Genomic DNA, 12,623 nt, shown 5'->3' with positions numbered 1-12,623 from the left:
TTTAAAGTGACAAAAAATGAAGCAAAAACAGATATAGACTTATTTAACTATTTAACAAATAATAAAATTTTTTCAAAATTTTGGACTCCTAAAAAAACAAAAAACAGATATATTCAAGAAACACTTAGTAAAGCAACTAAATCTGAGATGGAAAATAATAGGGGAGAACCTGATTTAATATATTTAAATGAAGACAAAAAACTTCTTATTTTGGTTGAAAATAAAGACAAAATCAAAGACCATAAATCTAAGAAAGGAAACAAACCTAGAGATTTTGCGATTGATGGGATTAAACATTATTTAAAATTTTTTTTAAATAATAAACTAAGTCTATTAAGTGAAACGACACAAAAATATTTGAAAGATTTTAGAATTTTAGGTATTGCATTCTCAGGAGATATCAATGATAATTTAAACCATTTAATTAATACATTTATAATTCAAGACGATAAAATCAAAGATATTTCTATACTTGAATTTTTAAATGAAGATGATTACATTGCATTATTTGAAAATTTAGATTTAGAACTTATTTCTAATAATATTTCTAAAAGTTCTAGCGAAATAAATAGGATATTACGAAACATAGACTCTCAAAAAAGACCGGTTTTATTGAGTGCATTAATGATTTGCCTATATGAAAAGAATGATTTTCATAATGATTTTAAATCAAATTATTTACATTGGAATATAAAAAATATAATCAGAAATATTCCTACGACAATTGAAGATATTTTATTAAATGAAAATATAGAAATAAACAAGATTAATGTTTTAAAAAATGAGTTGGCATTTATTAATACGGATACAGATTTAAATGATACTGAAATATTGAAAGAAATTTTAACAGAGTTAGAAGATAATGTGATTCCTCTTTTTAATAAACAAAGCAGTTATGATATTATAGGAAAGTTTTATGAAGAATTTTTAAGATACGCCGGTATCGCAAATGTAAAAAAAGGTATAGTACTTACGCCTAACCATATAACGAAATTATTTACCGAACTGATTGATATTAAAACAAATGACATAATTTTTGATGCTTGTTGCGGAACGGGGGCTTTTTTAATTGCCGGCATGAATAAATTAATAGATACTATTCAAAGTTCTAAAATTGCCGATAAACAAAAAAGAATCAGTAATATAAAACAAAACCAACTTTTAGGATTTGAAAAAAGTAATACTATGTATTCATTGGCAATATCTAATATGTTATTTAGGGGAGACGGAAAATCAAAAATTTATAACATCGATTTTTTTTCAAATGAAGCAACTACCGTATTGGATGTCGTAAAACCTTCTATCGGTTTTATTAATCCACCTTATGGCGGGAAAGATAATAAAACTAATCCAACAAAAAAAGAAATACAATTTTTAGAAAAAATGCTAGATAATGTCAGTAGATATGGTGTCATTATTGCACCATTATCTACATTTTTTAAAGATGAAATAGAAAGAAATAGAATTCTTTCAAAGCATACATTAAAATATGTAATAAATATGCCCAGCGAGTTATTTCAGCCAAATGCCTCTACTCATACTGCAATTGCTGTTTTTGAAACAAATTTGCCCCATGATAATAAAGATGTAGTATTTTATGAACTAGAAGATGATGGATTTGTTTTATCAAAAAGTAAAGGACGAACAGATATCTATAATAAATGGAAAAATAAGAAAAAGGATTTATTTGAAAAGTTAAATAATCCTAATAAATTTAACGATGAAATTCATTTAGTATATAAAAGTATAAATGCAACAGATGAATGGATCTTACAAGCACATAAAAAAAACGATTTCTCTATGTTAAGCGATAAAGATTTTATTTCAACAATAAAAAAGAGTATTATATTCAATATAAAAAACGAATTAAATTTGCTTTTTACAGATATTGATGAATTAAGTTTGATGGAGATTTTTAATAAAAATAATATCAACAGTGACTCAATAATTGAAAGAGAAATTCAATTATTTGAAAATATAAAGTGGCAAGAATTTAAATTAACTGATGTTTTTGAAATTAATAAGGGCGAAAGATTAGTTGAAGCAGAAAGGATAGAAGGAGATATTCCTTTGATAACAGCTTCGGCAATTAATAATGGAATAACAAGTTTTATTGATTATGATAGTTTTTATGTAAAGAAAAAAATTTTTGAAAACCAAATTACAATAGATATGTTTGGAAGTGTTTTTTATCATAATTATTCTTATTTTAGTGATGATAATATTCATACTCTGCTATTAAGAGATGAGAATAGAGATAGGTTAAATGATATTAATCAAATCTTTTTGGTAACAATACTTAAGCAGTTATCATCTAAATATGGATATGGAAGACAAGTCAGGATACAAAGATTGGAAAATGAAATAGTAAAGCTTCCTATATTAAAGAAAAATGTTATACATTGGGACTTTATAGAGAATTATATAAAAACCTTGCCCTATTCTAAAAATTTAATAAAAGAGTGATGTCCTTTAATAAAAAAATATTTGTGATAGGCTGTGAGATAAATATTATCTTGGAAATTTGTTTATGAGATGTTGGTTAAGATAAAGGAAAAATAGTAGTGAGAGTAGCATTTATAGGCGATATTGTTGGGAGTCACGGAAGAGATATGTTAAAAGCGCATCTCAAAAATCTAAGAAAAGAGCATGAGATAGATTTTGTAATTGCAAACTATGAAAATGCTTCACATGGGTTTGGACTTACGGTGAAAAACGCCAACGAGATAGTTGGTTACGGAGTGGATTGTATGAGCGGCGGAAACCATACGTGGGACAAAAAAGAGGTAGAGGCGCTTTTTGATACGCATGAGATTTTAAGACCTCATAACTATCCTGATGAGGTAAAGGGAACGGGTTGCAAGATTTACGATGTGGCAGAAGAGAGGCTGGCTGTTTTAAATCTTATGGGGCATTATGCAATGCCATATACTAACAACGCTTTTAGAGCTGCAAAAGAGATAGTTGAATCTTTACATGTAGAAGGTGTTAAAAATATTTTTATAGATTTTCATGCAGAGGCTACAAGCGAAAAACGAGCTATGATGATGCTTCTTCAAGGCAAAGTCAGTGCTATTATAGGCACGCATACACATGTCTCAACCGATGATTTTCAAATCTCAAGCGGTACCGCATATTTAACTGACATTGGACTTACGGGCTGTCGTGATAATGTAATAGGTATGGATGAAAAAGTACCTCTAAAGCAGTTTTTAACAGGACTTAAAGGTCATTTTGATATTCCAAAAAAATGTAAGAAAATAATGCAGATTGCTATTATGGATTTTGTAGATGGCAGATGTGAGAGTGCCTTTAAACTAAAAATATTTGATGATGGAGCAGTTATAAAAACAGATGCATGGATAGAAAAAAATTAAGCAGCAGTTATTTCAAAATACTTATTGTTTGCCAAATAAGTATTTACCATTAAGTGACGTAAACTTTTCTCTTTTGCATCCTTGATATCACGAGGTAACCTTTCATCTATCTTAGGTGTTAGGTTTAATGCAACTATAGGTTTTTTAAGCTGTGAGAACATTTTTGTATTCTCTTCGTAAGCAACTTTTGCGTTGTTTATAATATTTAGTTTTTTTAGTTCGAATCCGCTTTGATTTTGTAACTTCTCTTGAAGTTTTTGTTGAGTGTTAAAAGATTTATAGTTTGAAACATAATCAATCGGCAGAGTTTTATCGGTATGAGACTTTAAACCACTAAGTTTTGATAGTTCGTCACTAAAAGCGTCTTTTTTCTCTTTAACATCACCGTTTTTGAAACTGTTTGTTTTAGTTGAAGTGTCATTTCCGATATAAGTATTATACGACGATACAAACATAAGACACTCCTTAGAATTATTTGCTTAAATTATAAGTCAAGTAAGCTTTATTGATTATAAAATAAAAATTATAATTATTTATATTTTTGATGAACTCTTTTTTGATACAATAATAAAAATATATAATCAGGAATGCATTGTGAGTGCAAAAATTGTTATTGTAGAAGATGAAGAGGATATATTGGAGCTTGTTGAGTATAACTTGCAAAAAGAGGGTTATGAGGTAATAGGTTTTTTAAATACAAAAACAGTAGAGCAGATGCTCATCGAAGAAGATATTGATTTGCTTATAATGGATAGAAACTTGCCCGGTGTAGAAGGAAGCGAATTTGTTCAGGCTCTTAGAAAAGAGGGTTTTGCGACACCAGTAATATATCTAAGCGCAAAAAATCTGGACTCTGAAATAGAAGAGGGCTTTTTAAGGGGCGGAGATGACTATATAACAAAACCTTTTAACATGAAAGAGCTTATGCTTCGTGTTAAAGCAGTTTTGCGAAGAACAACTAAAAAGATTGAAGAAGGGACTCTGGTTCACAGAGATTTGGTTTTGGATAAAAGTTCAAGAACTCTTAGTGTAGAGTGTAAAAACGTTGATGTTACAAAGCTAGAGTTTAATCTGCTTTGTGAGTTTATTTTAAATAAAAACAGTGTTTTAGACCGTGATTATCTTTTGGAAAATGTCTGGGATGACGGCGAAGAGTATCAGTATAGAACCGTAAATGTTGCAATAAATCGCTTAAAAGAGAAGATAGACCCGAATAAAACCAAAGATTATATACAAACTGTTCGCGGAGTAGGGTATAAGTTGTGCTAAAAATCCATCAAATTTTTATACTAAAATTTTTAATACTTTTTGTAAGTACGCTTCTTATAACTTCACTAATAAGCTATATAGCATTAAAATCAATAATAATAGAGCATAATAAAAATCACTTAAAACATGCGATTGAGCTTATGGAAATTGAGCTTAAAAAAGTAGATAATTTGGATGATTTTGCAATGCAGATTTATAAAAAAACTTCGCTTAGAGTTACTGTGATAGCAGAAGATGGAGGAGTTCTGGCAGAATCAAGCGCAGATAAAGTAGAGATGGATAATCATGCTTCAAGATTTGAAATATTGCAATCAAATTCACAAGATTACGGAGATATAACAAGATACTCTAAAACGGTAAAAGCAGATTTTTTATATGTAGCAAAAAAAGCATATTACAAGAATAAACAGATTTACATCAGGCTTTCTATGAGTCTTGCTCAAATAATGTATGACTTTTACTCGCTATGGACAAAGCTCTTTTTTGTTTTTATGGGTATCGTTATTATCGCTACATTTGTATCAAGAAATATGAGTCAAAAGGTTGTACATGATATATCTCAGATAACAAACTATCTTGATGAAGTTTCAAATAAAAATTACAAAGCCGTTGTAAAGACTAAATATTTTTATGAATTTTTACAAATTTCTCTTCTTTTAAAAAATTTAGTAAAAAAACTGAGTAAAAACGAGAAAAAGAAAATTAAAAATATGGCTAAACTCAGGCTTATAAATAAACAGAGAAATGACATACTCTCTGCCCTTTCACATGAGTTTAAAAATCCTGTTGCATCGATAATCGGATATGCACAGACAATTCAAGAAGATAGTGATATGCCGCAAAATATTCGTGAGAAATTTTTAAGCAAGATAAGCTCAAACGGTGAGAAAATATCAAAAATGCTTGATAGACTGGCACTCTCAGTTAAGCTTGAAAACGGGGATTTGACTATTAATAAAAGTGAATTTGACCTAAAGCAGTTATGTACCGAAGTAGCATCTAACTTAATGTTAAAGTATAAAGAGAGAGAAATAATCGTTAACGCAGAACAAAAAACTCTATTTAGTGATAAAACTATGCTGGAACTTGTGCTAATAAATCTTGTTGACAATGCTTTAAAATACTCAAAAGGCGATGTGATAATAAACATAAAAGATGACATGTTGTCGGTAAAAGATAGCGGTATAGGAATAAAAGAGGAGCATTTAGACAAGATAACGACTAAGTTTTACAGAATAGACAAAAACAGTTGGGACAACTCTATGGGAATAGGTTTAGCGATGGTCAAATATATATTAAAATCTCTAAATTCCGAACTAAAAATAGAGTCTGAATTTGCTAAAGGCTCTGTATTTAGTTTTAGTGTGGAGAGTATGTTAAAGAGTTAAATTTTTGATTGAATAGTGATTTTTTTTGCTTCAAAAAGCTCTGTTGCTTTTTGAATCATAGGCTCATCCAAAATGTCTGCACCGTTTATCTCTTTTGATGAATCAACAGTATTACAGTTTGCTACACAACTTGCACTTCCTCCGATTTCTGCATCTTCAATCATGGAAGTTGATGGCGTAAAAGTAGCCGTTTGTTCGGTATTGCTATACTCTTGACTCTCTTCAACACTCTTTGTGCATGGTTCATGTTTTATTTTTGTATCAATTCCAAATGCCTCTTTTGCCAACTGCTTTATAGCAGAATAACCGTGTGTTAATATTTTTTTACACTCATCATCAGCACAACTTTCCCATGTAAGAGTACTATTTTCATAAGAAATAAAGTATATGCTCTGCTCAAAGCATCTACCTAGTTCAAAATTTCTGTCTTTTATATTAGCAATTAACTTTTGAAATATTTTTGTATAAGGATTTATCTCTACATGTAAATCTTTCTCTTTTTCTTCTTGTTTAGTTACACTCTCTTGCATGGGCATGGGCATGGGCATTGTATATGGGGCAGATGGTTTATGAATCTCTTTTTGCAACGACTCTATCATTTGGTCAATCTCTTTTATACGCAAAGCTTCAACCATTTTAAAAAATATAAGCGAAAGAACAAATGAGCCGTCTGCATTTATGCTAAATAGATATTTTGAGTCGCTTAAAATTCTAAAGAATCTATCAAGTACAAGAGTAGAGTAGAGTGCATCACCGGCATACATTTTATATTTTAGATACGCTATAAGTTCATCAACTACCATCTCTGCTTCATAATCTTGCAGGGTTTTTGTAAACTCTACAAGAGCCGCATAATCTTTTGCAAAAACTGCGCTAAAGAGTTCATCGATAAATTTAGGGTCAACTAGACCGAGCATATCGGTTACGGTTTGTATATCAACATGATTTTTAGAGTATATTATAGCTTGGTCTAAAAGTGTAAGCGTATCTCTTAAACTCCCACTTCCGCTTCTAGCAAGAATCTCTAATGCGCCTGATTCATATTTTATACCTTCAAGATTTAAAATATGTGCCAAATGATCTGTAATTTTATTTTGTGCAATTGATTTAAATCTAAAGTGTTGGGTACGGCTTAGAATTGTTGCAGGAAGTTTTAGGGGATCTGTAGTAGCGAGTATAAATTTGACATACGGCGGCGGTTCTTCAAGAGTTTTTAAAAGTGCATTAAATGCTTGAGGCGTTAACATGTGAACTTCATCGATTATAAATATTTTAAATCTGGCAGTTGCGGGTCTGTATTTGGTTTGCTCAATTAGTTCGCGTATATCGTCAATCCCGCGATTTGAAGCAGCATCCATCTCTACAATATCCATATGACGATTTTCAAGTGCCATAATGCAGTTTTGACAAGTTTGACACGGCTTTTGAGTTATGCCTTTTTCGCAAATAAGTGCTTTTGAGAAAATGCGCGCAGTAGAAGTTTTCCCGCTTCCTCGAAGACCTGAAAATAGATATGCATGGGAGAGCCTGTTTGAATCAAGAGCAAGAGAGAGAGTCTGAGAAACTGCCTCTTGACCTATTAGCTCATCAAAATTAACAGGTCTATATTTTCGCGCTAATACTTCAGAACTCTCTTTCACTAAAACACTCCATCTTTGGTTGCGGCAATTTTATCATTTATAGTGTTAAACTTTAATATATCTAACTTTAATTTACCTAGTGATAGAATAACTAAAGTCGTTTATAGAGGATGAATAGTGAACAGCAGTAAAAACAATACGCTTGTAATTAATTATAGAGGTATTATAGAAGAGAGTAGATTTTCATCTTTGATAAACTCAATACCAAGACAGATTGAGATGGCGGTAGATAAAAAATACAGTGCCGTTGTTATATCATTAGAAGGTGCAAGTTATAAAAACAGTTCTACCTCAGAACTTAGCATTATCATAAAAAAATTAGATGATTTAAGAAAAAAAATCAAAATTAATATTGCACTAATTGACTATAACATTCCCTTATATAAATATTTAAAAAAACTCTCAGAACATTCAGAGCTGAAACTATTTAAAAATATTGCAGCAGCAAGACTATTTTTAGAACCAAAATCGTATAAAAAAGATTTACGAGTTTTAGTATATGATGAAGATATGGAAAATTCTCAAAAATTATCTAAAGAGCTTAGTAAGTATGGATACGTAATAACAATAGCAAGCAGTGTAAAGGAGTTTGAAGAGTTAGTTGCAAATAAAGCAAATGATATAATAATCACGCACAGTGCTATTAACGAAAACTCAAAAATTGAAAATGACAATAAAAAACAGCTCTCTTTGTCAAAAAAACTTATTATAAACCTTCCCGTTTTTATGGATACTGCAGTAGAAACATTAGTCTCTTTTACGGGGCTAGAAGCTGAAAAACTATCTCATACAATTCAAAGTTTCGACCCAAATTTAAAAAGAGATGTAATTTGTGCACTTATGCATTTTAGCGGAGAAATGGACGGATATTTTGCTCTTTTATTTCCACGAGATATTGCTCTTATTGCGATTGAGTCGCTTCTTGGCGAAAAAATTGATGAAAATGATAATGCCAGCATTATGGATGGAGTCGGAGAGTTTTGTAATGTTATAACGGGAAGTGCAAAAACAATTTTTCTTGCTAAAGATATTAAGGTTGTCTTTGAGTTGCCTAAAACATATACTTCACCTGAAGAGATTCGACGCGAGGTTGGCAATAATAACGGTGTATGGATTAATATGCAGTTAGCGGGCAAGCCGTTTTACATGTTTATAACAAAATAGTTATATTGATTTTATAGCAGGGTGCTGATAGAGATAGATTTTTCCTCTTTTTTAGCAACTTTTTTTTGCGTGGACAATATATAGTTAATATCCTCCACGCATCTATTTTTAGTTTTTTTATGAATAATAAGCAAAGACGCGCTAACACTTAATAGAGGAAAGTTTTTTATATTTCCGTCTCTGTCCGTGGATGTTATATATCCACTCTTTTTATCTTTTTGTGAGTAAAACTCTCTCACATCATTAGTGAATTTTTTTATAATTTTAAATATTTCATTTATACATGTATCTTCATTATTATCATCGGTTTTTACGCCGCTAAAAAAATCATCTCCGCCGATATGAGCTTTAAAAAATCCTTGAGATAAGTTTTTTCTCAGTATATCAGAAAAGAGTTGTATGACTCTATCGCCGTTTCTAAAACCGTAAACATCGTTAAATGCTTTAAAATTGTCCAAATCGAAATAGCAGATGATATATGAACTCTCATCTTTTGTGATGTTGTAAATATATTTTTCAATCATTGTATTTCCGGGAAGTTTTGTGAGAGGATTTTGATCTCTGGCAAAGATAAGGTTTTGTTCATTCATGATTGTTATTATCGCTCTAGCCGATAAAAAACCATAGTATTTTGAGTTGTTTGTAATTATAATTCCTATAGAATCAGGATTGTTTGAAAAGAGTTCGATAATAGTTGACATGTCACTGTTTATATCGCTTACTCCGCAAGGTTGAAGAAGATTTTGGAGTTTAGATTTTTTATTGCCTTCATTGAGCATAAGGGATCTTCCGTAAGGCGAATACAGAAGCTCTTTTATCTGGTTCTCTTGAAGTATTCCCATAGGTTCATTATTTGAGTTCACAATCGGTACAATGGAGTTGTTTGGATATTTTTTAAAATAGTCTATAACTAAACTCATTTTTGTATTTAACGCAAGTGAATGCATCTTGTCTATATATAGTTCAATTTGAAACTCGTTGTTTATATCTCTTTTATCACTTTTTATTAAATCTACAATATTATCATACATGTCTAATATCTCTTTTGTGTTGGTTGTCGGTCTTTGAATTAAATATCCTTGAGCTAAATGACAGCCGATATCTCTACATGTAAGCAGTTCCTCTTTTGTCTCAACGCCTTCTGCTATGACTTTTATCCCAAGCTGAATTGCCAAATGAGTTATATTTCTTACCATGATTTTCTTCTTGATATCTTTTTGGATATCTGTTAAAAAAAATCTGTCTATTTTAATAATATTAGGAACACTGTCATAAAGTAGTTTGTACCCTGAATAACCTACTCCAAAATCATCGATTGCTATACAAAACCTCTCATTTTTGTAGTGCATAAGAATTTTTTCCATATTGCAGTCACTAGAAATCTCATGTCTTTCTGAGATTTCAAAACAGAGGTTGCTTTTTTTTAAACCGTATTGCTTAAGAATTTTCTTTGTATTTCCATGCGTAAAATCAGGCATCTCAAAGAGGCGGTTATCAAGATTGTAAAATAGTTTTATATCTTTATATCCAGCTATCTGAGTAAATTTTTTCAAAGCTTTTTCTCTTAGAGCTATATCAAATGAGTATAGAATATTATCTTTGTAAACTTCATCAAAGAGTGAAAAAATAGAAGTAAAACCGACTTCTTGAAAGTTTCGCAGAAGGGCTTCGACTCCGAAGATTTTCCCTGTATTGATATTTAGAATCGGTTGAAATGCAACATCTAAAATTTCTAAATTTTTAAGCCATTTTTTCGGTAGGTTATTTTTCATAGCAAAATATTAGTGTTAATTTATTTCATTAAGATTACAAAGATTTTTTTAATAAAAACATATTATTAAATTGCAACAAACTTGCAACACTAAAGTTATAGAATGCGGTCTCAAGTTTTAAATACAACAAAAAAGAACTATTTAAATGATTTTTGTTTTGTTTAAAAGTTATGAAATTTTAAAAAAGGCAGATAAATGAATTTATTCAAATCGTTATTGTTGTTGTTTGTTGCAGTAACTCTCTCTTATGCAGACGGAAAAGGTTTGGCAAAATCGTTAGGTTTAAATCCTAGTTCTAAAGCTATAAAGCAGTGGGAAATGGTCTTTGAAAAAGATAGCAAAATGGCAAAGTATGGGATTGATAAGTTGTCGGATTCTGATAAAGAAGCACTAAAAAAATATTTAACCGCTCATGCAGCAGATTCTGATCATCCTGCAGCAGCCGGAATATAAATTAAGGAGATAGATAGATGAAAAAAACAGTAAAATTAAGTTTGGCAGCCACGTTAATTATGTGTATGGGGGGGGTAACCTCTTAAGTGCGGCAACAAATGCAGAGTTGCAAAAAAAGATAGATGCTTTAGATGCTCAAATAAAAGAGATAAAAGCGGCACAAGTCAAATCAAATGATTTTTTAGAAGAGAGAGTAGATAAAATTGAAACTTCTACGATGGTAGATAAAATAAACCTCGGTTTGGATTTTAGAACAAGAGTTGATAATTTTGAAGCAAAGGACGCTTCAGGAAATAAAACTTCTGCAAAAAATGTTTGGTCAAACCGCTTACGATTAAATATGAACTCGGATATTACAAACGACATGTCATTTACGGGTCGCTTAAGTATGTACAAAAATTGGTCTGATACGGGAGCTAATTATATATACTCTTCAATGGATCCTATGCAAGGAAGACGCCCGTCTGACAGTGGTGTATTTGTTGAGAGAGCATATATTGACTGGACTGCTATAAAAGGCGATATCCCTATTACATTTACAATCGGTCGTCAACCGAGTTCAGACGGTCCTTCTCATCAGTTTAAAGACAATACCGTTAGAAAAGCTACATATTCCGCACTTAGTTTTGACGGAGCAGCAGACGGTATAGTTGCAACTGCAAATCTGCAAAAGGTAACAGGTATTGACAACATGGCTCTTAGAGTCGGTTACGGTAAAGGATATCAAGCAGATACTACTTATACGTATATAGGAGATTCAGGAGCTATAAAAGACACAAATGTTCTTGGCGTATTTTTAGATAGCAGTTTAGGTATAAACGGATCTCTTCTGCAACTTAGCGCAGTACAAGCAACAGATGTGGTTTCAAATACGGTAAATAGTTCAGGAACAAGTACAAATACGAATATTGGGGATGTAACTCTTTATACGGCTATGCTTGAATTTACAAATCTAGCTAATAGCGGTTTAGATTTATTTGCTCACTATGCAGTTTCTCAAAGCAAACCAAACGGTATAACTTCAAATCAAGCAACGCCTTATGGTGATTATCCGATGGGACTTTTAACAAATACACCTAACGATACAGAACAAAAGAACGGTAAAGCATATTGGATTGGCGGTAGATATACAATGCCTATAGATAGTTTAAATAACCCAAAAATCGGTGTTGAATATAACCACGGTGATAAAAATTGGTTTAGTTTTACTCAAGGTTCAAACTCTTTGACGAATAAACTTGCTACTCGCGGAAGTGCATTAGAAATTTATTATATTCAACCAATCAATAGATACGCAAATCTTCGTTTTGGGGCTGAAATGATTGACTATGATTATACATTAAGCGGTTATCAAATCGGTGCGCCTGTGAAAGTATCCGATGTCGGCGGAACAACTTTAGATAAATTAAATAATTACTATTTATTATTTAATTTAATGTATTAAAAATTTAAAGGATTAGGTGAAAGCTTATGAAAACAATAGAACATTTAAGCATAAAAGCGAAAATTTGGGCAATGGTATTAATCGGACTAGCCGCGTTGAGTGTTGTAAGTATAATT

General features: G+C 31.1%; 10 protein-coding genes. 7 read left to right on the top strand and 3 right to left on the bottom strand.

Features of this window, described 5'->3' with window-relative positions; translation table 11 throughout:
• The first annotated feature begins 6 nt into the window (after positions 1–6).
• Both A2530_RS04920 and A2530_RS04915 read left to right on the top strand, forming a co-directional pair.
• A complete protein-coding gene (locus tag A2530_RS04920; protein WP_294886179.1) occupies positions 7–2,466 on the top strand; it encodes an N-6 DNA methylase in 2,460 nt (819 codons plus the stop codon).
• 98 nt (positions 2,467–2,564) lie between these two features.
• Complete coding sequence (locus A2530_RS04915; protein WP_294886177.1) at positions 2,565–3,377, top strand: TIGR00282 family metallophosphoesterase; 813 nt, start codon at positions 2,565–2,567, stop codon at positions 3,375–3,377.
• Here A2530_RS04915 and A2530_RS04910 read toward each other — a convergent pair.
• A complete protein-coding gene (locus A2530_RS04910) occupies positions 3,374–3,832 on the bottom strand; it encodes a hypothetical protein (RefSeq protein ID WP_294886175.1) in 459 nt (152 codons plus the stop codon). The two genes, A2530_RS04915 and A2530_RS04910, sit on opposite strands and share 4 nt — an antisense overlap.
• Positions 3,833–3,971: 139 nt before the next feature.
• Here A2530_RS04910 and A2530_RS04905 point away from each other — a divergent pair, with 139 nt between their 5' ends.
• Entirely contained in the window at positions 3,972–4,646 is a 675-nt protein-coding gene (locus A2530_RS04905; RefSeq protein WP_294886173.1) for a response regulator transcription factor, read from the top strand.
• Complete coding sequence (locus A2530_RS04900) at positions 4,640–6,034, top strand: ATP-binding protein (protein WP_294886171.1); 1,395 nt, start codon at positions 4,640–4,642, stop codon at positions 6,032–6,034. Before A2530_RS04905 ends, A2530_RS04900 begins: the two co-directional genes overlap by 7 nt.
• Here A2530_RS04900 and A2530_RS04895 read toward each other — a convergent pair.
• Positions 6,031–7,674 (bottom strand): DNA polymerase III subunit gamma/tau, encoded by a 1,644-nt coding sequence (locus tag A2530_RS04895; protein ID WP_294886169.1) that lies wholly within the window; start codon positions 7,672–7,674, stop codon positions 6,031–6,033. The genes A2530_RS04900 and A2530_RS04895 overlap by 4 nt on opposite strands.
• Positions 7,675–7,791: 117 nt before the next feature.
• On the opposite strand from A2530_RS04895, the gene A2530_RS04890 reads away from it, so the two are divergent.
• The gene (locus A2530_RS04890) at positions 7,792–8,838 is read left to right on the top strand and encodes a chemotaxis protein CheX (protein ID WP_294886167.1); all 1,047 of its coding nucleotides are present in this window, start codon (positions 7,792–7,794) and stop codon (positions 8,836–8,838) included.
• 11 nt (positions 8,839–8,849) lie between these two features.
• On the opposite strand, the gene A2530_RS04885 is transcribed toward A2530_RS04890, so the two are convergent.
• Positions 8,850–10,610: an EAL domain-containing protein gene (locus A2530_RS04885; protein WP_294886165.1), complete on the bottom strand. Its 1,761-nt coding sequence runs from the start codon at positions 10,608–10,610 to the stop codon at positions 8,850–8,852.
• 195 nt (positions 10,611–10,805) lie between these two features.
• Here A2530_RS04885 and A2530_RS04880 point away from each other — a divergent pair, with 195 nt between their 5' ends.
• Together A2530_RS04880 and A2530_RS04875 are read left to right on the top strand one after the other, a co-directional pair.
• Positions 10,806–11,063, top strand: coding sequence for a hypothetical protein (locus tag A2530_RS04880; protein WP_294886164.1), 258 nt, complete (start codon positions 10,806–10,808; stop codon positions 11,061–11,063).
• 61 nt (positions 11,064–11,124) lie between these two features.
• Positions 11,125–12,507: a DUF3373 family protein gene (locus A2530_RS04875; RefSeq protein WP_294886162.1), complete on the top strand. Its 1,383-nt coding sequence runs from the start codon at positions 11,125–11,127 to the stop codon at positions 12,505–12,507.
• Positions 12,508–12,623: the final 116 nt, after the last annotated feature.

Source organism: Sulfurimonas sp. RIFOXYD2_FULL_34_21, from assembly GCF_001830805.1.
Classification (GTDB): domain Bacteria; phylum Campylobacterota; class Campylobacteria; order Campylobacterales; family Sulfurimonadaceae; genus Sulfurimonas.
The sequence above is the reverse complement of the archived record's forward strand: the minus strand, read 5'-3'. Positions and strand labels throughout refer to the sequence as shown.